Genomic DNA, 23,281 nt, shown 5'->3' with positions numbered 1-23,281 from the left:
AACGGGCATCCAGATCGGCGGAGAAGCCAGATCTCGTGATGCGTGAAGGCCGGGGTCGGCAGGTTGAATCGCGCAACGGTACTCCGGCTCATGATCCATGTCCGCGGCGACCGGCCGCCGGGGCGTGACCGTGTCCCATCATCGATGGATCGCCCGAGAGGAGCGCTCAACCCCGTCGTTTCAGTCGCCCACCAGGGACGAGATAAACAACGGCTTGACACGCGGAGCCTTTTGCTAATTAAATAAATTTGATTGGTTTAAAAAAAACTGTTTTTCGGGAATGAAAAGGGGAGGATCGATGCGTAAACTCAGCATCCGCGGCGCCATGCTGGCTGCCGCTTCGCCGGTTGTGCTGACCATGACGATGGCGGACGCCGCAGCGCAGACCGTCGCGCCCGATGCCGTCGCGACATCCGCCGATCAGGTCGCGGCGCCGACGCAGACCGAAGACGGGGCGGGCGAGATCGTCGTCACCGGCATCCGCGCGTCGCAGGCGCGCGCGATCGAGGTGAAGCGCAATGCCGACAGCGTCGTGGAGGCGATCAGCGCGCAGGATATCGGCAAGCTGCCCGACGTCACCATCTCCGACTCGCTCCAGCGGATCGCGGGCGTGCAGATCCGCCGCGACGCGGGCGAGGGCGCGGCGGTCAACATCCGCGGCCTGCCGCAGGTGACCACGTTGCTGAACGGCGAGCAGTTCCTTAGCGCCAATTCAGTCACCACCGTCCAGCCAAACTTCACCGACATCCCGTCGCAGCTCTTTTCGGGGGCGACCGTCTTCAAGTCGCCGACCGCCTCGTTGCAACAGGCAGGCCTGTCCGGCACGGTCGACCTGCTGACCCGCCGTCCGTTCGACCTGAAGCGCGGGCTGACCTTCTCGGCGGCGGCCGAGGGTCAATATGGCGACAGGACCGAAAAGTGGAACCTGTCCGCCAACGGCCTGATCGCCTACCATGGCGAGCGCATCGGCCTGCTGGTGTCGGCGGCGTACAGCGACCTGACCCTCGCCAACAGCTTCCGCGGCGTTCAGGATTACGGCGTCTCGCTGCGCAACGAATACGGTCGCGACGCGGTCATCAACCCCGATGGTTCGCTGTCGCCGGCGGTGGCGGGCGATTTCGCGGTCGGCAACAACGGCGTCAGCCGTGGCACCCCGATCCGCAATGCCGCGGGTGCGCTCGTCGGCTATGACGTCAACGGCGACGGCGATGCCAACGACTCGTTCATCACGCCGCAGTCGCACACCGCATGGAACCGCATCACCGACCGGCAGCGCTTCGGCGCGAACGCGTCCTTGCAGTTCGAGATCAACGACGCGCTGCAACTGACCGCCGACGCCTTCTATACGCGCCAGACGCAATATGACCGCACCGCCGGTTTCCAGTTCCAGAACGTCGACTGGCTGTCGTCGCCGTTCCTGCCCACCACGTCGCGCGACACCGGCGTCGCGTATGACGCATCGGTCGATATCGGCGGCGGACGAACGGCGACGCGCCCGTTCAACATCAATACCGTCCAGCAATACACCTACAGCCTGCCCAGCTTCGACAGTTATTCCGAAACGTTCCGGACCAAGAGCGAGTCGCAGAACTACAACCTGCAACTCGACTGGAAGCCGTCCGAGACCTTCAAGGCGACGGTGCGCGGAATCTACGGCAAGGCCCATCGCAATCGCGACCAGTCCTATACGCAGTTCAGCCTGACCAACGGGCGGCAGTGGGCCTATAACGGCGTCGGCAACTATCCCGGCGGCGACGTCGCCTTCAACCCGACCGGCTACCAGATCTACAGCCAGACCGCGACCGTCGACTATTCGAGCGGTGCGCCGGTCTTCGGCTTCTCGCCGGCGTTCCTGGCGCAGGCCGCGGATCCGTCGCGCTACGGGCTGAAGACGATCTCGTCAGAAGGCAACCAGTATCAGAACGGCGACATCTGGGCCGTGCGGGCCGACGCCGAATGGCAGGCGAACGACGACGTGAAGCTGTCGTTCGGCGGTCGCTACGGCGAGCGCAGCGTGGACCAGTTCACCTTTGACCGCGTCTCGCCCTTCTACGCCGGCAACCGCGACAACGCCGGCAACCCGGCCGCGGGCTGCCTGGTCAAGTGGAAGGCGTTCGACGTCAACCTGAACGACGACAAATGCTCGGTGCGCGATGCGCAGGGCGTCGCCTATACCGCCGGGCTGACCCGGCAGGCGACCGACCCGATCTTCGCGGGGCTCATCAAGCAATATGCGCTGCCCGCCGCGGGCACGCCGAACCTCTACGCGCTCGATCCCAAGGCGATGGACGACAGCGAGGCGTGGCAGAACAAATTCTACCCCGGCAGCCAGAACCTGGTGAATCCGGCGCTGTCGTTCGACGTGAAGACGCGCCAGATCTCCGGCTATGGCCAGGTCACGGGCGAGGGCGAAATCCTGGGAATGCCGTTCCGTGCCAACGGTGGCTTGCAGGTCATCAATACGCGTCTGAACGTGCGCCAGAACATCGTCGGCGCGCCGCAGCCCTACGGCGTTTCCGGCGTGGACGCCGGTGACTTCGTGACCGAGCGCGAGTTCACCGACTTCCTGCCGTCGATCAACATCGCGTTGGACGTGACCGACAAGCTGCGCGCCCGCGCCGCCTTCTCGAAGACGATGACGCTGCTCGACTTCCAGCAATGGGGCGGCGGTCTGAACGTCAACTACGCGATCAATACCACGATCAATCCGGCGCGGTTCGAGGCGCAGAGCGCCAACTCCGAGGGCAATCCGAACCTCAATCCCTGGCGGGCGACCAACGTCGAGGCGAGCTTCGAATATTACACCGGGCGGTCGAGCCTGGTGGCGCTGGGCGCCTTCTACATCTCGGTCGACAGCTTCATCACGCGCACGACCGAGATCCGCAACGACATCCCCGACAACGACGGCGTGATCCGTCGCCCGGTCATCACCAACACGCTGGCGCAGGGCGAGGGCGGCACGCTGAAGGGCATCGAGGCCTCGGCCCGGCAGTCGCTGGCCGATTACGGGGTCGACGGCTTCTTCGGCGGGTTCGGCGTCGACGCGAACTACACGTTGTCGCTGGGCGACGCCGGGCTGGTCGACCTGGCCGGCAACAACCAGCCGTTCCAGGACAATTCAAAGCATCAGGCGAACGCGGCGCTGTGGTTCGAGAAATACGGGTTGCAGGCGCGGGTCGCCTACAACTACCGATCGAAGCGGCTGGTGTCGTCGAACTACAACGGCATCACCGGGCTGGCGCAATATCAGGCGCCGACCAACTATCTCGACGCGTCGATCTCGTTCGATGTCACCCCGAACATCACGCTCTACGGCCAGGCGTCGAACCTGACCGGCGAGACCGAGCGTTACTACCTGACGTGGACCGATCAGGTGTTCAACGAGAACATCTACGAGCGGCGCTTCATCGCCGGGGTGCGCGCGCGCTTCTGATCGCGCACTCGGGCCGGCCGTCGCCGTGTGGCGGCGGCTCGTCCCGCATCGCTCCCGGGCTCTGCCCCATCCCATGGCGGGGCTGCGCGGGGATCGCGATGACGGATAGGTTCGGCGCTCGGATGCGGGAACGGCGGCATGCGTAATCCGATACGGTCGGTCGTGATCGTCGGCGGCGGGACCGCGGGCTGGATGGCCGCGACCTTTCTGGCGCGGCGGCTGGCGCATCTGCGTGTCGCGATCACGGTCATCGAAAGCTCGGCGATCGGCACGATCGGCGTGGGCGAGGCGACCGTGCCCGCGATCCGCGACTTCTTCGCCGCGATCGAACTCGGCGAGGCAGACGTGCTGCGCGAGACCGAGGCGACGATCAAATACGGCATCCGCTTCGCCGACTGGAAGGCGCGCGGGCACGACTTCTTTCACCCGTTCGGCCTGTACGGGGTCGGCGCGCATGGCGTCGCCTTCCACCATTACTGGCTGAAGCTGCGGGCGGGCGGGGATGCCACCCCGCTGGGCAGTTATTGCCTTGCCACGCAACTGGCCGAGCGCGGCCTGTTCCTGCCGCCGGTCGATCGTCCGCCTAACGACCTGGGGGTCTTCAACTTCGCGGTGCATTTCGATGCGTCGAAGTTCGCCGCCTTGCTGAAGCGGCTGGCGCTCGCCAACCATGTCGCGCATGTCGACGCGCGGATCGTGGACGTCGCGCGCGATGCGGAGGGCGGCCACGTGACGGCCGTGACCCTCGACGACGGGGCACGGGTGGAAGGCGATCTCTGGATCGACTGTTCCGGATTCCGCAGCCTGTTGCTCGGCGACGCGATGGAGGTGCCGTTCGTGGACTGGCGGCGCTGGCTGCCATGCGACCGCGCCGTCGCGATCCCGTGCCGGGCCGCGCACGTGCATCGTCCGTTCACGACCGCGATCGCGACCGTGGCGGGATGGCGGTGGCACATCCCGCTGCGCCACCGCGTCGGCAACGGGCATGTCTATTGCTCCGACTTCATCGACGATGCCGCCGCAGAAGACGACCTGCTCGCCGCGTTGGAGGGCGAACCGATCGCCGCGCCGAACCGCATCCGCTTCACCGCCGGGCATCGCGCGCGGTTCTGGGAGCGCAACGTCATCGGGCTCGGGCTGGCGTCCGGGTTCCTGGAGCCGCTGGAATCGACCAGCATCACGTTGATCCAGTCCGGCCTCGAACGGCTGATCCCGCTCTTCCCCGACCGAGGCTTCGATCCGCGGTTGGCCGAGACGTACAACCGGCAGTCGGTGCTGGAATTCGAACGAATCCGCGATTTCCTGATGCTGCATTACAGCGGTAACCGGCGGGTGGGCGAACCGTTCTGGGACCATGTCCGGGCGATCCCGGCGACCGACGGGTTGCAGGCGAAGCTGGACGCGTGGCGTGCCGCCGGCGAATTCGTACGGCGCGAATGGGATACGTTCCAGGATGCGAGCTGGCTGAGCATGTACGCCGGTTTCGACGACCTGCCAGCCCGTTATTCCATGCTGGCGGACCAGGTCGCCGAGGCCGACCTGCGCGACAGCCTTGCGCGGATGCGCGCCGCGATCGACGGGACATTGGCCAGCGCCGAGCCGCATGCCGACTTCCTCACCCGCGTCCACGCCGGACGGGTGTAACCTGCAATGATGAAGGACGATCCGATCATGACACGCGCGACCCTGACACTGGCCGGGCTGTTGCTGGCGGGAACGATGCTGGCCGGCGCGGCGATCGCGCAGGAGGTGGGGAATGCCGGGCCGTACAACGCACGCTTGCTGTCCGGCGGGATCGGGATCGAGCGACCGCTGGAGCAGGCGACGGCCTTGGCGGCTGCAGGCGCGCCCTACACGATCGCGACCTGGGTGCAGGCGGATACGACGCCCGCCGGCGAGGTGACGCTGGTACGCCTCGGTGCGGAAGGTGCGGCGCGTGCGCTGCTGCTCGACGATGGCCGCGTGGTGGTGCGCGACGGCGCGACGCTGATCCGCGGTGCGACGCTGGCGAAGGGGTGGCATCACCTGGCGGCGGTTTCCGACGGAGCGCGGGTGACGCTGTACGTCGATGGACGGCGCACGGCCAGCGGCGCCGCGCGCGCCGTCGCGGTGACGCCGCAGCTCGCGATCGCCCCTGTGGTGCCCGGCGCGCCGCATTTCGGCGGGCAGCTTGTCGATGCAAGGGTGATCGGCACCGCGCTGAACCGGGAACAGGTCGCCGCGATCGTTCAGGCCCGCCCGGATTTCGCGCTGGTCCAGATGACGGAGGTCGGCGTCGGCTGGCCGTTCCAGAAGCAGGCCAATATCGGCCTCACCACGCAGCAGGACGCCTGGACGCTGCCGAAAAGCGGCGACGGCGCCTACACCGCGCCCGTGGCCAAGCCGGTTGCGAACGTGCCGGTCATGCAGCCGGTCGCCGCCGGTCGCTGGCAGGTCAACGGCTGGACGCTGGCCGCGGCGCCGGAGGTGAACGGCGACGGCGCGACGCTCTCGCGCGCGGGGAACCCCGTCGGCACGTGGCGTGCCGCCACCGTACCCGGTACCGTGCTCCAGACGCTGGTCGATCGCGGCGTCTATCCCGATCCGTACTACGGGCTCAACAACCTCAAGATCCCCGAGCATCTCGCCCGGCAGGATTATTGGTATCGCACGCGCTTCACCGTCCCCGCGGCGGCCGCAGGCAAGCGGCTGACGCTCGTCTTCGGCGGCATCAACTATGCGTCGGAGATCTGGGCGAACGGGCAGCGGCTGGGTGAGACGCGCGGTGCGTTCATCCGCGGGCAGTTCGACTACACGCCGGTCGCGGGTGAGAACGTCGTGGCGGTGCGCGTCTCGCCGCCGCCGCACCCCGGCATCCCGCACGAACAATCGGTGAGCGCGGGCGTCGGCGAAAATGGCGGGCAGCTCGCCATCGACGGGCCGACCTTCGTCGCGACCGAAGGATGGGACTGGATCCCCGGCATCCGCGACCGCAACACCGGGCTGTGGCGGCCGGTCGAACTGGTGGCGACCGGTGCGGTGCGGATCGGCGATCCGCATGTCGTCACCGACCTGCCGTTGCCGCGCACCGATCGCGCCGACGTCTACGTCACGGTGCCGCTCGACAATTCGGGAGCCTCCGCGCCCGTCACGGTGCGCGTCGCCTTCGAGGGCGTGACCGTCGAAAAGCGGGTGACCGCCCCCGCCGGGCACAGCGAGGTGCGCTTCACCCCGGCCGAGTTCCGCCAGTTGACCGTCGCCAAACCGAAATTGTGGTGGCCCAACGGCTACGGCGACCCGCACCTCTACGACGTCACCTATCAGGTCGCCGATGCGCAAGGTGTGTCGGACGAGCGCAAGGCGCGCTTCGGCATCCGCGAGGTCAGCTACGACCTGTCGCTCTTCGATGCCGCCGGGGCGCTGCGGCGCGTCAACGTCCAGACCACCGACGGCGGCCTCGCGGGTACGCCGCTGATCGACGTCCGCCACGCCGCGATCAAGCAGACCCCGACCGGCTGGGCGGAGTCGCTGACCCCGGCTGGCGAGCGCTCGCCCGGCGTCACCGCGATCGCCGAGACCCTGCCCGAGCCGCATCTGACGATCCGCGTCAACGGCGTGCGCATCGCGGCGCGTGGCGGGAACTGGGGAATGGACGACGCGATGAAGCGCGTCAGCTACGACCGGCTCGCACCCTATTTCCGCCTTCAACGCGAAGCGCACATGAACATCATCCGCAACTGGATGGGGAACAACAACGAGGAGGAATTCTTCGACCTCGCCGACGAAAACGGCATGATGGTCTTGAACGACTTCTGGCAATCGACGCAGAATTTTCAGATCGAATCCGACGACGCGGCGCTGTTCCTCGCCAACGCACGCGACACGATCGCCCGCTATCGCAACCATCCGTCGATCATCCTGTGGTTCGGCCGCAACGAGGGCGTACCCTATCCGACGCTGAACGAGGGGCTGGCCAAGGCGGTTTTCGACCTCGACGGGACGCGCTGGTTCACCGGCAGCTCGAACGTCGTCAACCTGCAAGGCTCCGGCCCTTACAATTACCGCGCGCTCGCGGGCTATTTCACCGATCTGGCGACCGGCTTCTCGGTGGAGACCGGCACGCCCTCCTTGTCGACCGCGGAATCGATCGCGAGCTACGTTCCCGCCGCGGATCGCTGGCCGCTCGGCGATGTCCTCGCGTACCACGATTGGCATTTCAGCGGGAACGGCGACACCAAGACGTTCATGGCAGCGCTCGACCGGATGTACGGCGCCGGCACCAGCTTCGCCGATTTCGAGCGCAAGGCGCAGATGATGAACCTCGAGACGCACAAGGCGATGTACGAGGGGTTTCTCGGCCATTTGTGGACGAAGAACTCGGGGCGCCTGCTGTGGATGACGCATCCGGCGTGGCCGTCGAACGCGTGGCAGATCTATTCCTGGGATTACGACACGCAGGCGTCCTATTACGGCGCAAAGAAGGCGGTCGAGCCGCTCCACGTCCAGCTGAACCTGCCGGGGAACGAACTGGTGGTGCTGAACACGACGCAGGCCGATGCGAAGGGGCTGACCGCACGCGTGAAGGTGGTCGATCTCGACAATCGCGAACTGTACGTTCGCGACACCCCCGTCGACGCGCTCGCCAACCGCGCGACCCGGCTGGCGGCGGTGCCGCTGGACCGGCTGTTCGCGACCCATCCCGTCGTGCTGGTGAAGCTGTCGCTGGTGGGCGGGGACGGAGCATCCGTATCGGAAAACTTCTACTGGCGCGGACGTGACGAGGGTGCGTATCGCGCGCTCAACACGCTTGCCGGCGCTGCGCTGACCGCCAGCGCCAGCGGCGGTGCGGTCGACGGTGCCGATCGCGCAATCCAGGTCACGCTTGCCAATGACACTGCGACGCCCGCGCTGAATGCCAAGCTGACGCTGGTCGACGCCGCGGGACAACGCATCCTGCCCGCCTTCTATGACGACAATTACGTGTCGCTGTTGCCGGGCGAGCGGCGGACGATCGCCGTGCGCTATCCGGCCAGCGTGTCAGGCAAGCCGCGCATTACGCTAACGGGATGGAACGTCCGCGCCGCCACGATCCCCGTGTCGTGAGCCGAACGTCGTGACGGACGCCGCGAAAGCAGGCGTGCTGTGGAGGGCACTGCGTCCGTCCGAACGCCAGCCGGGATCAAACGCCGCCGTGCGAAGCGCACGCCGGGCACGTGTCGCTCGCCTGCGTCTGCTCTGGCGGTTGCCGATCCAGAACCTTCCTGTTTCGAAGCGCGATGGTCGATGCTCAATCGCGGTGCGTGCGCTTCCCGCTCAACCTACGAAACACGGAGAAGCTGGCGCACGCCGCATAGTGGAAGCGGGCACTCGGATCATTGGCAGATTTCAGTTCGGATGAACCGAGGTCGACGGAAGCGCAGGTCGCAAGTCCGCCATAGCGCCGGCGGTCGAGCGCGGTGTCGATCAGCGTGACCGCGGCGTCGCCGGTGCCGTCGGTCATCAGGTCGACCGCCAGCGCCAACGCGTTGCGCTCACGCAGGGCCGAATAGACTTGGACGAGGTAACTCAGCACCAGTTACAGCACCGACGCACCGATCAGCGACACCACGATGAGCGGACCAGCGATGGAGCGCACGGTGCCGCGACGTCCGCCCGCCAGTCCGGCGATGCCGCGGGGCGGCGGCCACATTCCCCAGTTCCAGCCAGGCGCGAGAAGCCCGGCGCCCGCCCGCGCATAGAGCACGGTCGGAAAGATGTCGGCGAGGAACAGCAGGGTCAGCGCAACCCCGAGCGTCTTCTCGATACTCATGGCCTAGCTCCGCTGCCGCCGCCGTTTCACGGCGTGAACACGGCCCGAAGGCAACCATCCTCCTTGTGCTTGAACATGCGATACCCTGCAGGGCTGTCCTCCAGTGAAAAGCGATGGGTTGCGAGCGCCGCCGGCGTCAGTTCGCCGCGCAGGGCGTGTTCGAGAAGGCGAGGGACATAGGCCTGACCATGCTGCTGGGCCGTCCGAACGGTCACGCCCTTGTTCATCAGCAGGCCGAGCGGAAACTTGTCCATCAACCCATAGACGCCCAGGATCGACAGCGTGCCGCCCTTGCGCACCGCGAGCATCGCCTGACGCAGCGCGGTGCCGCGATCGGTTTCCATGTACAGCGCCTGCTTGATGCGGTCGTAGGCGTGCTGCGTGCCCGTGCCATCCGCCTCCATTCCGACGGCATCGATGCACGCATCGGGGCCGCGTCCGCCGGTCAGTTCCTTCAGCGCCTCGACCACGTCCACTTTGGTGAAGTCGAGCGCGATCGCGCCGAACGCCTCCGCCTGCGCCAGCCGTTCGGGGTATTGGTCGATCGCTATCACGCGTTCGGCACCCAGGATCATCGCGCTCTGCTGCGCCATCAGGCCCACCCCGCCGCAGCCCCAGACGGCGATCACGTCGCCGCGCTGGATGTTGCAGAAGTCCGCGCCCATGAAGCCGGTCGGCGCGGCGTCCGAGATGAATAGCGCATCCTCGTCGGGGAGCCCGTCGGGCACGACGAAGCAGTCGGTATCGGCGAACGGCACGCGCACATATTCGGCGTGGCTCCCGGCATAGCCGCCAAAGGCGTGCGAATAGGCATAGATGCCGGCGGTCGGATAGCCGAGCAGCGGTTCCTGTAGTTCGGGCTTGGGATGGCTGGTGTCGCAGAGCGAATAGAGGTCGTGCGCGCAGTACCAGCATTGGCCGCACGCGATGAAGGACGGGACCACGACCCGATCGCCGCGCTTCACCGTCTTCACCTCCGGCCCGACGTCGACGATCTCGCCCATGAACTCGTGGCCCAGCACGTCGCCCTCGCGCATCGTCGGGATCAGGCCGTCGATGAGGTGCAGGTCCGAGCCGCAGGTCGTCGTGAGCCGGACCTTGAGGATCACGTCCTTGGGATTGAGGATTTTGGGATCGGCGACCGTCTCGACGCGAAGGTCGTTGACGCCGTTCCAGCAGAGTGCGCGCATCGGCCTGTTCCTTCAGCGGTCGGCCCCGCCCTTGCGGGCGGCAGGCTGTGGATCGGTGGTGGGGGTCTCGCCGGTCAGCGCGAGGGCGCGGAACTGGTAAAGCGCCTTTCGCACGATTTCGGCGGGCACGATGTGAAACAGCTTGGATGCCGCCTTGCCGACGATCCCGCCGGGCGGATCGAACCGCACATTAAGATGAAGCTCGGTGCCCCGATCGCCCGGCGCCGGGCGCAAGGCCAGCACGCCGGTGTTCGGCACGTCGGCACCGTCCAGCGAAGCCCAACGGACATCGTCCGGGCCGGTGGCCATGATCTTCGTGCGCCAGCGATACTGACCGCCTGCCGGACCGCGAGCGATCCAGTCGGCGGTACTGTCATCGAGCGCGGTCACATCGGCGAAATGCGCCCATATGCGGGACTGTGTCCGAGGATCGAGCCAAAGCGCGCGAAGATCGTCGGCCGGGCGGTCGATCGTAACCGCGGCATGCGCGGAGGCATCGAGCTCCGCCCCAGGCTGGTCTTGCCGAACTGCGGTGCTCATGCCGGCCTCCTCGATTGAACGAGACCGACCTACGATCGGGTATGACCGGGCCATATAGGTGCAAACCCTTAGGAACCTTACCCACCTACCCCAATGGTAGCGATCTGGCCGGTCTCTGCTCGCGGGAAGCGGGCGGATGTCAGAGGATCGATCCAGCGACGAGACCGGCTCTGAACCGGCTGTACACGACCGCGCCGAACGCGCGCTGCATGGCGAGCGCTCGCTGCTCGCGCCGGTTCTCCAGGACCTGTGGCTCGGGATGGGAGTCTATGGTCGCGATCTCACGCCGTGCTGGCACCACTGAACCGGATGACGCCGTTGACGCCAGCGGGGAAGAACCCGCCTGCCGATACGGCCGATTGACTGGCGTATAGTATGTTCAGAGCCTGTTCCGGGGTGCGGCGTAATGAGACGCCCTCAGCATCGGTGACTACGAAGTTGGTGCCGTTCATCCCGCCGACTCCCTGGTCGAGGTCGCGAACACCATCGAAACGGTCGCGCGCGTCGCTCATCCGATCGATGCGCCCGAAGAGCGCACTCTGTGAGCGCCCACGCAGCCATAAAGCCTGGCGTACGATGGCATCATGCTGAGAAGCGATCGCCGACATTCCTGCGACGATGCCGATGTTGGTGCGATCAGTCATCAGACGCACCACATCCGTGAACATCGACGCGCGCACGCTGGTCAGCGCGACTGCCGCAACGAGGTAGAGTTCCGAAGAAGCAAAAGGGTCGAAGGGACTCGTGGCGGGAAAAGCAGTGACGGATGCAATGGCCTGGAACGGTCCACCTGCGCCTCCGGCGATGGTTGTCGCTGGTCGCGCCGTCACGGCGCCGCCCAATATCGCGCGCAACCGTTCGATCTGGGACTGCACGTCGTAAGCAATCTCGCGCATCGCAGCGGCTTCGGTCTCATCGGCGAAGGTCACCCGCGAGCCGCCCGTAAGAGTGCCGAAAGTGCCCGATCCGCCGGTGGACGCCGCTGGGAGATCCCCTCCAAGAACGCCACGTGCGAAGAAACCGCCGACGAGATAATTAACCTGAAGCAGCAGATCCAGGCGGTCGGCATCGCTGGCCGTGTATGCGGGTCCGGGCGATGGAGTGGGCGTGGGACTCGGCGTCGGCGTGGGCGATGCGCTGGTTACCGGCGCATTATTCTCGCCTCCGCATCCCGAAAGGGCCGCCAGACCTCCTAGCGTTCCCGCCCAGCCAGCGAGTTGGAGAAAGCGTCGGCGGGCATTCAGCGCCGCATCATCAAATGCGTTCATGAAATAGCTCCAATCTTCCTCGCGATCAGTTTGCCGCGCTGGTGGTGATGGACCCGCCCGCGCCTTGCGGAAAGAAACCGCCGCGAGTGACCGCCGAGGCGGACCCGTACAGTATGTTCAGCACCTGCGGCCCGGTGCGGCCGAACGCCTCGCCGCTCCGATCGGCCATGGTCAGGTTGCTGACGGCCAGTCCGCTGACGGTAGAAGGTGCAATCCCCTGATCACGGCCACCCGCTCCAGAGAGCCGATCACGGTAATTCGATATCTTCTGCGTGAGCGTCAGCAGTCCCGGCACGGCAGTGGACCGACGGTAGAGCAACTGCCGAATGATGGCGGCGTGAGCCGCGCGGGTCGTCAAAAGTCCGGACATGGTCGTCAGAACGATGGGGTCGTCGACAGCCGGCAGCAGTCCGAGGTACGCCGTGACCATCGTGTCGCAGATGAGAAATGCTCCGAGTAAAAAATTGTCTGCTGTTTCGTAGGGGTCGAAGGTTTCGTTCGCGCCGATTGCCTCGGCGGCGCGCATGAAGGCGGTGAACGAGGCGGCGGAGATGTCCAGCGCCGGCTGTGCTACCAGATCGCCGCGCAATATTCCTCGAAGCACATTGATGTTGCGGAACGTCTCGTCGCCGATCTCCGCTAGAGGAAGTTGAAGCGTGCGGTCGGCAAGCGGAACGCTGCGCCCTCCTGTCACGGGTCCGGTAGGTGCGCCCCCGAAGCCGAAACCCCTCGTCTGCGACGGATCGAGGGTATTTCCATAGAGCCCCAAGCAGAGATATTGCCCGCATAAATACTGGAGATTAAGGGTTCCGCAACGTACACTGCCGACCTCACGCCGGTACGATTGCAGAATCTGAACCGCAACGACTCCTATAGCCAGTTCAGCAGCGTTCCGGCGTCCTACTCGTTCGAGATCAAGGGCGCCGACCTCTCGCTGGAGCAGGTCGACATGACGATCACCTACAAGGCGCTTCTGCCGCTGAGCGGCAACCGCACGCAAGGTTTCACCCTTGCGTCGCCGGTCAAGATCGCGCTGACCGCCCCAGACGGGACGGAGGCGTTCATGGACCTGCTGCCGACCAGCTCTTCGGGCATCTATTCGTCCGACACGCAGAGCTTCACCTTCGGTTTCCGCAACTTCATGGGTGCCAGCCCGAACGGCACCTGGACGCTGAAGGCCGAATCTTCCTTTAATACGCTGCTGACGATCAATACGGTGCAGGTCGACCTGCACGGCGGCAGCACGAACGTGAACGACGTCCACACCTACACCGACGAGTTCTTCACCATGGCCGCGATCGCCGGGGAGCAGGAGCGCACCACCTTGAGCGACACCAATGGGGGAATCGACTGGATCAACGCCGCGGCGATCAGCAGCGACGCGCAGATCTCGCTGGTCGAGGGCGAGACGAGCCGCTTTGCCGGGCGTGATGCGTACACCATCGCCAAAGGCTCGGCGATCGAGAATGCGGTGTCGGGCGACGGCAATGACCGGCTTACCGGCAACTCGCTGGACAACAAGCTGTACGGCATGCGCGGAGCCGACCGGCTGAACGGCGGTGCGGGCGACGACACGCTCTTTGGCGGGAGCGGCGACGACGTCTTCGTGTTTGATACCCAAGGCGCCAGCGGTCACGACAAAATCCTAGACTGGAGCGCGGGCGACCGGATCGCCACGACGAAGCAGCTCCGCGGCGCAGATTCGGACGGGCAGATCACGCTCGGCGCGAACGGCACCGTCCTGCTCGACGGAACGGTTCGTGGCGATACCGTCGACCTCGTCGGCCATGGCGGCGCGGTTCTTCAAGCCATGGGCAAGTCGGACGGCTATTGGTGGTATGCCTTTGTTTCGGACGGATCGAACGACGCCGCCGACGGTCGCGTCCGGGAACTCGCGCTCGGCATGACAGACCATGCCGCCTATGACGCAAGCGCGAGCTCGGCAGCGGGGACCGCTTCGACGATGCACGTATCGGACGGGCCGGGTGACCACCCCTTCTATCTGTACAATGCCATGCACGACGTGATGTCGACCGGCGTACAGGTCTATGCCTGACGCACGGAACGCCGATCCGGCGCGGTTCGCGATATCGTCCCGGACGACAGAGTGGGAGACGCCATGCGCACTTGGCTGACCGCCGGAATGTTGATGGCCGCGTCCAACCAGGGGGGACAGCCGTTCGGCGAACCCGGGCTGCCCGACGGGGCGGCGACGGAGCCTTCCTGCTCCGTCGCCGCCGCGGCGGGGGAGAGTGGCGCACGGCGTCTCAAGCCCGGAGCCAGGCTGTCGTCGCAGGACATCGCGCGCCTCCGGGACAAGGATCCGCGCCGCATAAGAGTGCTCGGGCCCAACGACGCCGGCACCATGGACCTGCTGCCCAATCGCCTCAACGTTCACCTCGATGCCGAAGGTCGGATCCTTCGACTGACCTGCGGTTAGAGGCTGCCCCGTCCGGGCCGAGTAGATTGTAGACACACCAGGCGTGGCAAGTGGGTCGGCCACGTCGGGTCGCCGCGGCCAACAGTGAGATTCACGCCGGGCAGGTCAAGATCGTCATGAACGCCAATGCTGCGGCGGGCGTTCATACCGGCCTGATCCATGCGACCCTGATTCGCGAGACCTATGCCGGGCGGCGATATTACGGGTGCCGTGACAGCCGAACACGCAAGCTACGGCCACGTGAGAGATGGGTCGAGGTGCAGATGCCAGCGATCCTAATGCAACAACGGTTCCAGGCCGTCCAACAGCGGCTGAGAGCGCAATCCTCGCATTGCCACGCCACGATCTCAAACCTCGCCGGTGCTTTCGTCCGGTATCGGCCGCTGCGGCGGTAACGGCTGCATCGCGACCTTGAGGCGAATGACCGGTCAGGGGCCGCTACCGCTATGACACTTGTTCCAACCGCCGCAAGAAGGGCGACCTGTCCTGTGGCGCTAACAAAATGCCCATGGCGCAGGTCGATCAGGCTTTGGTCTCCGCGCTCGTAAAGCGCCTGTTCCAACCGGAACGGTCGAGAGCGAGGCGACCACCCCCAACGACCCGTTTCTCAAAGAACGGCTGGCGACGCTCAAGCTGCGCCTATCATCACTTGCCGACGAGATCGTCTCGCCTGAGCGCCAGAGCGGCGCGATACAGCGGAGTTTCAGGTCCACCGGCGCTATGTCCGCGCCTGTGTCGGCCAAGTCGTGATGAGCCGCGAGCAAATCATTATACGCCGCCCCAACCGCGCGCGCGAAATCGCCGCGGCCGGTGAAACGCCGACCGACGACAAGGTTCGTACTTTCAAGAGTGATTGGCGCACCCGACAGGATTCGAACCTGTGGCCTCTGCCTTCGGAGGGCAGCGCTCTATCCAGCTGAGCTACGGGTGCCGGTGGGGATCGCCTAGCAGGGGTTGGCCGTCGGCGCTACCCGGAATCATCACGGGCACGGCCGGTCCCGCGCAATCGCGCGTCGGTGCCGCGACAGGGGCGAAAATAGCGGTGAGGGGACCGGTGGCGCGCATGATCACACCGTCTTTTCGGGCGCCGGTGGCGGTGTTTTCGGCTTGAATGCGCAAAGGTCCGCGACGATGCAGCGCCAGCATTCGGGACGTCGCGCCTTGCAGACGTAGCGGCCATGCAGGATCAGCCAGTGATGCGCGTGGACGCGGAAGGGTTGGGGGGTGACGGCGTCGAGGCGCTTCTCGACCGCGAGCACCGTCTTGCCCTTCGCCAGCCCCGTGCGGTTGCCGACGCGGAAGATGTGCGTGTCGACCGCGAAGGTCTCCGCGCCGAACGCGACGTTCATGACGACGTTGGCGGTCTTGCGTCCCACGCCGGGCAGCTTTTCCAGCGCGTCGCGGTTGGACGGCACCATGCCGCCGTGCTCGTCGACCAGCGCCTGCGACAACGCGATGACGTTCTTGGCCTTGGTATTGAACAGGCCGATCGTGCGGATGTGGTGCTTCAGGCCGTCGAGGCCGAGCGCCAGCATCTTTTGGGGCGTATCGACCTGCGCGAACAATGCGCGCGTGGCCTTGTTGACGCCGGCGTCGGTAGCTTGCGCGGACAGCACGACCGCGACCAGCAGGGTATAGTGGTTGACCGACTCCAGCTCGGTTTCGGGGTGCGGGTTCGCCTCCGCCAGTCGCCGGTAGAATTCGACGACGTCCGCCTTCTTCAAAGCCCGAGCACCTCGGCCATCGCGTAGCGGCCCGGTGCGCGACCGGCGAGCCACAGCGCGGCCTTCACCGCGCCGCGCGCGAAGATCGTGCGGTCGTCGGCGCGGTGGCCGATCTCGATCCGCTCGCCTTCGCCGGCGAAGACGACGGTGTGGTCGCCGACCACCGAGCCGCCGCGCAAGCTGGCGAAGCCGATCGTGCCCTCGCTGCGCGCACCGACCAGCCCGGCGCGGCTGTCCACGCGGACCTCCGCCAGCCGCGTGCCGCGGCCCGCCGCCGCCGCCTCGCCGAGCAGCAAGGCGGTGCCCGAGGGCGCGTCGACCTTGTGGCGGTGGTGCATCTCGGCGATCTCGATGTCCCAATCCGCGCCGAGCCGGGCCGCGGCCTCGCGCACCAGGATGCCGAGCAGCGTGACCCCGAGCGACGTATTGCCGGTCTGGAGCACCGCGACCGTCTCCGCGGCGCGCTCGATCATTGCCTGATGCGTGGCGAGCAGCCCGGTGGTGCCGATGACGATCGGGGTGCGTGCCGCGGCCGCGGCGGCCAGATGCGATTCGAGCGCGGCCGGGGTGGAAAAGTCGACGAGCACGTCGGCGGCCTGCGCGACGGGGAGCGGATCGCTGCCCGCATCGCCGCCGCCGGCCACGGTCACCCCCTCGCCGGCGGCGATGGTGGCGATGGCGCGGCCCATGCGGCCGTTGCTGCCGTAGATGCCGATGCTGGTCATGCGGGGTACTCGGGTTGGGAGGCGTCGGGTCGCTGCTCTGCCACGAAAGCGGGGCACAGGGACAGGGGGTTTGGTCGGACAATTGTTGGGCAGAGGAACGTGGTCATTTCCGCCGTCATTCCCGCCCTTCGACTGCCTGTGAGGCAGGCGCTCAGGATAAACTTCGACCGGAGGCGGGAAGCCAGACACGCGTCGCCAGCTTGTAGAGCCGCAACGTCGGAGGTTCTGGATCCCCGCCTTCGCGGGGATGACGGAGCCTTAAGGCCCGCCGCGGCGAAGCCGCGTCGTCAGACGGGCTTGCGCGAGTGCGGCGCCACCGTGGCGCTGGCCGCCCTGCGCCTCAAAGCGCCAGATCGGGGTGGCGGTCCGGCTTCACGCGGGTCGCGGCCGGGCGCGGGGTTTGGGCGACGTGGACGGCGGGGGAGGGGATCGCGAGTTGCAGGACCTCGGCGGTCGCGGCCCATTCGCGCGCGAGCAGATCGGGTTGCCCGTTCAGCCCCACGCCGTAGCTGGGGACGATCGCGCGGATGCGCTGCTGCCACGCCGGGGTGGCGAGACGGTCGGCGAAGACCTTCTTGAGCAGGTTGAGCATGATCGACGGCGCGGTCGATGCGCCCGGCGATGCGCCGAGCAGCGCGGCGATCGAGCCGTCCTTCGACGCGACGATCTCGGTCCCGAGCTTCAGCACGCCGCCTTTCTTCGGATCGCGCTTGATGATCTGCACGCGCTGTCCCGCCTGCCACAGCCGCCAGTCGCCGTCCTTCGCACCGGGGAAATATTCGCGCAGCGCGTTCATGCGGTCCTCGTCGCTCATGATGAGTTGCCCGGCGAGATATTCGACAAGGTCGAAATCGTCCCACCCGACCGCGAGCATCGGGCGGAAATTGTCGAGCGTGACCGAGGCGGGCAGGTCGAAATACGACCCTTCCTTCAGGAACTTGGTCGAAAAGGTCGCGAAGGGGCCGAACAGCAGCACTTGGCGACCGTTCAGGTAGCGCGTGTCGAGGTGCGGGACCGACATCGGCGGCGAGCCGGTCGCGGCCTTGCCATAGACCTTCGCGAGATGCCGATGCGCGATCGCAGGGTTCTCGGTGACGAGGAACGAGCCGCCGACCGGGAAGCCGGCGTAATCGTCGGCCTCCGGGATGCCCGACTTCTGGAGGATCGGGAGCGCGCCGCCGCCGGCGCCCGCGAAGACGAAGCGCGCGGTGATGACCTGCTCGCTGTCGTCCTTCATCCCCTTGGCGGTGACGCGCCACGTGCCGTCGGTGTTGCGCTCCAGCGAGCGGACCTCATGGCCGGTGCTGAGCGTGAAGCCGGGCTGCTTCTGGAGCGAGGCGATATATTGGCGCGTGACCTCGCCCCAGTCGCAGTCGGTACCGAGCGGGGAACGGGTGGCGGCCAGTTTCTGGCCTGCCGGGCGACCCTCCATCATCAGCGGCACCCACCGGGCGATCTGCGCGGGGTCGGTGGTGAATTCCATCCCCGAAAAGAGCGGGCTGGCGCCGAGTGCGGCGTGGCGCTTCTGGAGGAAGGCGACGTTCTCGTCGCCCCAGACCAGGTTCATGTGCGGGGTGGAGTTGATGAAGGTGCGCGGGTTGCCGAGCACGCCGGCCTTTACCTGCGCGGACAGGAACTGGCGCGTGACCTGGAATTGTTCGTTGATCTCGATCGCCTTGGCGATCTCGACGCGCCCGTCCGCCGTGTTGACCGGCGTATAGTTCAGCTCGCACAGCGCCGAGTGGCCGGTGCCGGCGTTGTTCCAGCCGTTGGAGCTTTCGTCGGCGACGGTGTCGAGCCGCTCGACCAGCTCGATCGTCCAACCGGGTTCGAGCTGCTTGAGGAGCACGCCGAGCGTCGCGCTCATGATGCCCGCGCCGATCAGCAGCACGTTGACCTTGCGCTCGGTGGCGGCGGCACGCGCGGCGGGCGCGAGCGCGGCGGTGCCGGCGGCAAGGCCGGTGCCGAGCAGGCTGCGACGGGTGAGGCCGGTGGTCGGCAGGTTCGGGTCGGTGGGCACCGGATGGGTCTTTCCGCTATGACAACGATCCCCCGGTTCGGTGTGAGCCGGAGGCGCGTGGTCCGTGATCGTTCCGGACGCAGCACCGGGTGTACCGGGCGCGACCGCGATGGAAATCCTCACCCAAAATGGATCGTTCGCGACCGCAGATGGCATCGTGGGGCGCGGGGTGCAAGGGTCGAGGGTGTGACGAAGCGTGTCATGGGTGAAGGCAAGCCCGGTCTTTCAGCCGTCATTCCCGCGCAGGCGGGAATCCAGAACCTCTGACGTCGCGGTTCTATCGACGGACCTGCGCGTCTGGATTCCCGCCTGCGCGGGAATGACGGAGGCGGCGGTTCGGCCGCCCCCGCCGCCGATCATGCGACCGACAGCACCAGCTTGCCGTCGCCTTCGTCGACATGGACGGTCGAACCATCCTTGACCTGCCCGCGCAGGATCAACTCGGCGAGCGGGTCCTGCAAGTGGCGCTGGACCGCGCGCTTGAGCGGGCGGGCGCCGTAGACCGGGTCGTAGCCGACGCGACCCAGCCACGCGCGCGCGGCGTCGGTGAGGTCGAGCGTGACCTTGCGGTCCGCCAGCAGCTTCCCGACGCGCGCGACCTGGATGTCGACGATCGGCCCCATGTGCGCCTGGCCCAGCCGGTGGAAGAGAATGATCTCGTCCAGCCGGTTGAGGAATTCCGGGCGGAAGTGCGCGCGGACGACCTCCATGACCTGCGGCTCGACCGTGTCGACGGCCGCGTCCTCGGGCATGTTGGCCAGATACTGGCTGCCGAGGTTCGAGGTCAGGATGATGAGCGTGTTCGAAAAGTCGACGGTGCGGCCCTGGCCATCGGTCAGGCGTCCGTCGTCGAGCACCTGGAGCAGCACGTTGAAGACGTCGCCGTGCGCCTTCTCGACCTCGTCGAACAGCACGACCTGATAGGGGCGGCGGCGCACCGCCTCGGTCAGGACGCCGCCTTCCTCATAGCCGACATAGCCCGGCGGCGCGCCGATCAGCCGCGCGACCGCGTGCTTCTCCATGAACTCGCTCATGTCGATGCGCACCATTGCGCTGGCGTCGTCGAAGAGGAATTCGGCCAGCGCCTTGGTCAGCTCGGTCTTGCCGACGCCGGTCGGCCCGAGGAACAGGAAAGACCCGAGCGGGCGATTGGGGTCCTGCAATCCGGCGCGCGCGCGGCGGACGGCGGTGGAGACGGCGCGAACCGCCTCGGCCTGACCGATGACGCGCTGGCCCAGCACTTCCTCCATCCGAAGCAGCTTCTCGCGCTCGCCCTCCAGCATCCGGTCGACGGGCACGCCGGTCCAGCGGCTGACGACCGCGGCGATATCGTCGCTGGTGACTTCCTCGCGCAGCATCGCGCCCTGCGCACCGGCCTGCGCCTCGGCCAGTTGCTTCTCCAGCGCGGGAATACGCCCGTAGGACAGCTCGCCGGCCTTCGCGAGGTCGCCCTGCCGCTGCGCCTGTTCGAGTTCGAGCCGCGCGGCGTCGAGCTGCTCCTTCAGCTTCGTCTCGCCGGCGATCTTGTCCTTTTCGGCCATCCAGCGCTGCGTCAGCTCGGCGGACTGCTGTTCGAGGTTGGCGAGTTCGCCCTCCAGCGTCTCGAGCCGGTCGAGCGAGGCGGCGTCGGTTTCGCGCTTCAGCCCCTCGCGCTCGATCTTCAGGCGCAGGATGCGGCGGTCGAGCGTCTCGATCTCCTCGGGCTTGCTCTCGACCTCCATGCGCAGGCGGCTGGCGGCCTCGTCCATCAGGTCGATCGCCTTGTCGGGCAGGAAGCGGTCGGTGATGTAGCGGTTGGAGAGCGTCGCCGCCGACACGAGCGCGCCGTCGGTGATCCGCACGCCGTGGTGCAGCTCGTACTTCTCCTTGAGGCCGCGCAGGATGCTGATCGTGTCCTCCACGGTCGGTTCGCCGACGAACACCGGCTGGAAGCGGCGTTGCAGCGCGGGGTCCTTCTCGACATGCTTGCGATATTCGTCGAGCGTGGTCGCGCCGACGCAGTGCAGCTCGCCGCGGGCGAGCGCGGGCTTGAGCAGGTTGCCGGCGTCCATCGCGCCCTCCGACTTGCCCGCGCCGATCAGCGTGTGCATCTCGTCGATAAAGAGGATGATGTCGCCTTCGGCCTGCTTGACCTCGTCGATGACGCCCTTCAGCCGCTCCTCGAACTCGCCGCGATATTTCGCGCCCGCGATCAGCGCGCCCATGTCGAGCGCCATCAGCGTCTTGTCCTTGAGGCCATCGGGCACGTCGCCGTTGGCGATGCGCAGCGCCAGCCCCTCGACGATCGCGGTCTTGCCGACGCCGGGCTCGCCGATGAGGACCGGGTTGTTCTTGGTGCGGCGCGCGAGGACCTGGATGGTGCGGCGGATCTCCTCGTCGCGGCCGATCACGGGGTCGAGCTTGCCATCGCGGGCGGCCTGCGTCAGGTCGCGCGCGAACTTCTTGAGCGCGTCGTAGCGGTCCTCGGCGCTGGCGGTGTCGGCCGTGCGGCCGCCGCGCAGCTGCGTGATGGCGGCGTTCAGCGCTTCGGGCGTGGCGTTCGCCGCCTTCAGCGCCTTGCCCGCGGCGGTGTTGAGCGACAGCGCGAGCGCGACGAGCAGCCGCTCGACCGTGACATAGCTGTCGCCGGCCTTCTGCGCGATCTGTTCGGCCTGGTCGAGGACGCGGACGGCGTCGGCGGACAGGCCGGGTTGATTCTGCGCGCCCGAGCCGCTGACCGCGGGGATCTTGGCGAGCGCGGCGTCGGTTTCGCTGACCGCGCGGCGCGGGTCGCCGCCCGCCGCGGTGATGAGCCCGGCGGCCATGCCCTGCTCGTCCTCCAGCAGCGCCTTGAGCAGATGCTCGGGGGCGATCTGCTGGTGGTTCATGCGCAACGCGACGGTCTGGGCCGATTGCAGGAAGCCGCGCGCGCGGTCGGTGAATTTCTCTAGGTTCATCTGTAAGCCCTGTTTCTCTTGGGTGTCAGATGGTGTTGCTATTCGGCAACACAAGGGGACGTTCTTGCGCGCTCGAAGCTAGGATGGCACCGCGAGCGCCGCAACCGTGGAGGGATGAAGTGGCGCGTCGTGTTCTGGTGACCGGGGGCTGTGGCTTCGTCGGTCGTCATCTGGTCGCCAAGCTGGCGGCGGAGGGCGGCAACGAAGTGTGGATCGTCGACGATCTGTCGACCGGCAAGGCGCCCGCCGACTGGGAGGTGCCGCAGCTGCGCCACGTCGGCGAGGAGGGCGGCGTCAGCTTCCACGAGGTGGCCGGGCACGATGCGGTGGTGCGGTTCATCCGCGCCGACTTCGTCGCGGTGGCGCAGGCCGAGCTGGGGATGACGCCGTCGCTGGGCCTCGCCAGGCTGCCGGCGTTCGACGAGGTCTATCACCTGGCGAGCGTCGTCGGCGGGCGCAACGTGATCGACAACGATCCGCTGGCGGTCGGGATCGACCTGGCGATCGACAGCACCTTCTTCCTCTGGTCGGCGAAGGTCGCACGGCCCGAGCGCATCCTCTATGCCTCGTCGAGCGCCGCCTATCCGATCGATTTGCAGGAGGCGGGAGAGAGCCGCGCGCTGCGCGAGGACGATATCTCGTTCGAAAAGCGGCTGGGACTGCCCGACTACACCTATGGCTGGAGCAAGCTGACCGGCGAGTATCTGGGGCGGATCGCGCACGAGAAATATGGGCTGAGCGTCGGGGTGGTGCGGCCGTTCTCGGGCTATGGCGAGGATCAGGACGTGGTCTATCCGTTCCCCGCGATCGCGCTGCGCGTCGCGGCGCGGCGCGATCCGGTGCGGGTGTGGGGATCGGGGCACCAGACGCGCGACTTCGTCCATATCGACGATGCGTGCGCGGCGTGCCTGCTGGTGTGCCGCGGGGTGAGCGACGCGCGCGCGTTCAACATCGGGTCCGGCGTGGCGACGCGCTTCCTGGATCTGGCGGCGCGGATGGTGGCGATCGAGGGCTATGATGCGCCGGTGCTGGGGACCGAGGGCAAGCCGGTCGGGGTGGCGGAGCGCTACTCGGATGCGACGCGGATCGGAGCGGAGCTGGGATGGCGGCAGACGATCACGCTGGACGACGGAATCCGGCGGGCGCTGGATTACGCCCGGCGGCGGTTGGCGCGGGGGGTGGAGCCGGAGTGAGGGATTTCTCCGTCATTCCCGCCT

The 23,281-nt window shown here is 67.0% G+C and carries 17 protein-coding genes and 1 tRNA gene; 7 read left to right on the top strand and 11 right to left on the bottom strand.

The features are described from left to right. Window positions 1–298: 298 nt before the first annotated feature. From J2Y58_RS04545 to J2Y58_RS04535, 3 genes are all read left to right on the top strand, one after another. Window positions 299–3,433 carry a TonB-dependent receptor gene (locus tag J2Y58_RS04545; protein ID WP_310099282.1) on the top strand — a complete coding sequence of 1,045 codons (3,135 nt, stop codon included), beginning with the start codon at window positions 299–301 and terminating at the stop codon, window positions 3,431–3,433. A 138-nt stretch (window positions 3,434–3,571) separates the two neighbouring features. Beyond that, entirely contained in the window at window positions 3,572–5,077 is a 1,506-nt protein-coding gene (locus tag J2Y58_RS04540) for a tryptophan 7-halogenase (protein WP_310099279.1), read from the top strand. Between the two features lie 27 nt (window positions 5,078–5,104). Continuing rightward, on the top strand, window positions 5,105–8,515 hold the full coding sequence (locus J2Y58_RS04535; protein WP_310099278.1) for a glycosyl hydrolase 2 galactose-binding domain-containing protein: 3,411 nt from the start codon (window positions 5,105–5,107) through the stop codon (window positions 8,513–8,515). A gap of 184 nt (window positions 8,516–8,699) precedes the next feature. Here the strand turns inward: J2Y58_RS04535 and J2Y58_RS04530 are convergent, their stop codons facing one another. From J2Y58_RS04530 to J2Y58_RS04505, 6 genes are all read right to left on the bottom strand, one after another. Continuing rightward, on the bottom strand, window positions 8,700–8,984 hold the full coding sequence (locus J2Y58_RS04530) for a hypothetical protein (RefSeq protein ID WP_310099275.1): 285 nt from the start codon (window positions 8,982–8,984) through the stop codon (window positions 8,700–8,702). A gap of 3 nt (window positions 8,985–8,987) precedes the next feature. After that, window positions 8,988–9,221: a hypothetical protein gene (locus J2Y58_RS04525; RefSeq protein WP_310099272.1), complete on the bottom strand. Its 234-nt coding sequence runs from the start codon at window positions 9,219–9,221 to the stop codon at window positions 8,988–8,990. Window positions 9,222–9,247: 26 nt separating this feature from the next. Then, the gene (locus tag J2Y58_RS04520) at window positions 9,248–10,411 is read right to left on the bottom strand and encodes a zinc-dependent alcohol dehydrogenase (protein WP_310099270.1); all 1,164 of its coding nucleotides are present in this window, start codon (window positions 10,409–10,411) and stop codon (window positions 9,248–9,250) included. 12 nt (window positions 10,412–10,423) lie between these two features. Continuing rightward, the gene (locus J2Y58_RS04515) at window positions 10,424–10,801 is read right to left on the bottom strand and encodes a hypothetical protein (protein ID WP_310099267.1); all 378 of its coding nucleotides are present in this window, start codon (window positions 10,799–10,801) and stop codon (window positions 10,424–10,426) included. Window positions 10,802–11,232: 431 nt separating this feature from the next. After that, window positions 11,233–12,219: a ferritin-like domain-containing protein gene (locus J2Y58_RS04510; protein ID WP_310099265.1), complete on the bottom strand. Its 987-nt coding sequence runs from the start codon at window positions 12,217–12,219 to the stop codon at window positions 11,233–11,235. A 25-nt stretch (window positions 12,220–12,244) separates the two neighbouring features. After that, window positions 12,245–12,913 carry a ferritin-like domain-containing protein gene (locus J2Y58_RS04505; RefSeq protein ID WP_405053061.1) on the bottom strand — a complete coding sequence of 223 codons (669 nt, stop codon included), beginning with the start codon at window positions 12,911–12,913 and terminating at the stop codon, window positions 12,245–12,247. Window positions 12,914–13,063: 150 nt separating this feature from the next. On the opposite strand from J2Y58_RS04505, the gene J2Y58_RS04500 reads away from it, so the two are divergent. The 3 genes from J2Y58_RS04500 (at window position 13,064) to J2Y58_RS20970 (ending at window position 15,054) form a co-directional block, all read left to right on the top strand. Beyond that, window positions 13,064–14,275: a M10 family metallopeptidase C-terminal domain-containing protein gene (locus J2Y58_RS04500; protein WP_310099262.1), complete on the top strand. Its 1,212-nt coding sequence runs from the start codon at window positions 13,064–13,066 to the stop codon at window positions 14,273–14,275. Window positions 14,276–14,338: 63 nt separating this feature from the next. Then, a complete protein-coding gene (locus J2Y58_RS04495) occupies window positions 14,339–14,659 on the top strand; it encodes an I78 family peptidase inhibitor (RefSeq protein ID WP_310099259.1) in 321 nt (106 codons plus the stop codon). 116 nt (window positions 14,660–14,775) lie between these two features. After that, window positions 14,776–15,054, top strand: a complete 279-nt coding sequence (locus J2Y58_RS20970) for a recombinase family protein (RefSeq protein ID WP_405053067.1) — start codon at window positions 14,776–14,778, stop codon at window positions 15,052–15,054. Window positions 15,055–15,513: 459 nt separating this feature from the next. Here the strand turns inward: J2Y58_RS20970 and J2Y58_RS04490 are convergent. From J2Y58_RS04490 to clpB, 5 genes are all read right to left on the bottom strand, one after another. Next, window positions 15,514–15,590 (bottom strand) — tRNA-Arg (locus tag J2Y58_RS04490). 136 nt (window positions 15,591–15,726) lie between these two features. Next, window positions 15,727–16,383, bottom strand: a complete 657-nt coding sequence (nth, locus tag J2Y58_RS04485) for an endonuclease III (protein WP_310099257.1) — start codon at window positions 16,381–16,383, stop codon at window positions 15,727–15,729. Next, window positions 16,380–17,108 carry a 4-hydroxy-tetrahydrodipicolinate reductase gene (gene dapB / locus J2Y58_RS04480; RefSeq protein WP_310099254.1) on the bottom strand — a complete coding sequence of 243 codons (729 nt, stop codon included), beginning with the start codon at window positions 17,106–17,108 and terminating at the stop codon, window positions 16,380–16,382. Before dapB ends, nth begins: the two co-directional genes overlap by 4 nt. A gap of 340 nt (window positions 17,109–17,448) precedes the next feature. After that, window positions 17,449–19,128: a malate dehydrogenase (quinone) gene (gene mqo / locus J2Y58_RS04475; protein WP_310099251.1), complete on the bottom strand. Its 1,680-nt coding sequence runs from the start codon at window positions 19,126–19,128 to the stop codon at window positions 17,449–17,451. Between the two features lie 356 nt (window positions 19,129–19,484). Continuing rightward, window positions 19,485–22,064: an ATP-dependent chaperone ClpB gene (gene clpB / locus J2Y58_RS04470; RefSeq protein WP_310099247.1), complete on the bottom strand. Its 2,580-nt coding sequence runs from the start codon at window positions 22,062–22,064 to the stop codon at window positions 19,485–19,487. Between the two features lie 119 nt (window positions 22,065–22,183). Between clpB and J2Y58_RS04465 the strand changes: the two genes are divergently transcribed. Then, window positions 22,184–23,257 (top strand): NAD-dependent epimerase/dehydratase family protein, encoded by a 1,074-nt coding sequence (locus tag J2Y58_RS04465; RefSeq protein WP_310099244.1) that lies wholly within the window; start codon window positions 22,184–22,186, stop codon window positions 23,255–23,257. The last annotated feature ends 24 nt before the right edge of the window (window positions 23,258–23,281 follow it).

Origin of the sequence: Sphingomonas sp. BE138 (assembly GCF_031456125.1) — a bacterium.
Classification (GTDB): domain Bacteria; phylum Pseudomonadota; class Alphaproteobacteria; order Sphingomonadales; family Sphingomonadaceae; genus Sphingomonas.
The sequence above is the reverse complement of the archived record's forward strand: the minus strand, read 5'-3'. Positions and strand labels throughout refer to the sequence as shown.

What these genes read in the sequence shown, in the direction of transcription:
- J2Y58_RS04495 (WP_310099259.1), top strand. Translation starts at nt 14,339, where the DNA reads ATGCGCACTTGGCTGACCGCCGGAATGTTGATGGCCGCGTCCAACCAG.
- J2Y58_RS04510 (WP_310099265.1), bottom strand. Translation starts at nt 12,219, where the DNA reads ATGAACGCATTTGATGATGCGGCGCTGAATGCCCGCCGACGCTTTCTC.
- J2Y58_RS04540 (WP_310099279.1), top strand. Translation starts at nt 3,572, where the DNA reads ATGCGTAATCCGATACGGTCGGTCGTGATCGTCGGCGGCGGGACCGCG.
- J2Y58_RS20970 (WP_405053067.1), top strand. Translation starts at nt 14,776, where the DNA reads ATGAACGCCAATGCTGCGGCGGGCGTTCATACCGGCCTGATCCATGCG.
- J2Y58_RS04520 (WP_310099270.1), bottom strand. Translation starts at nt 10,411, where the DNA reads ATGCGCGCACTCTGCTGGAACGGCGTCAACGACCTTCGCGTCGAGACG.
- clpB (WP_310099247.1), bottom strand. Translation starts at nt 22,064, where the DNA reads ATGAACCTAGAGAAATTCACCGACCGCGCGCGCGGCTTCCTGCAATCG.
- J2Y58_RS04535 (WP_310099278.1), top strand. Translation starts at nt 5,105, where the DNA reads ATGACACGCGCGACCCTGACACTGGCCGGGCTGTTGCTGGCGGGAACG.
- J2Y58_RS04525 (WP_310099272.1), bottom strand. Translation starts at nt 9,221, where the DNA reads ATGAGTATCGAGAAGACGCTCGGGGTTGCGCTGACCCTGCTGTTCCTC.
- dapB (WP_310099254.1), bottom strand. Translation starts at nt 17,108, where the DNA reads ATGACCAGCATCGGCATCTACGGCAGCAACGGCCGCATGGGCCGCGCC.
- J2Y58_RS04545 (WP_310099282.1), top strand. Translation starts at nt 299, where the DNA reads ATGCGTAAACTCAGCATCCGCGGCGCCATGCTGGCTGCCGCTTCGCCG.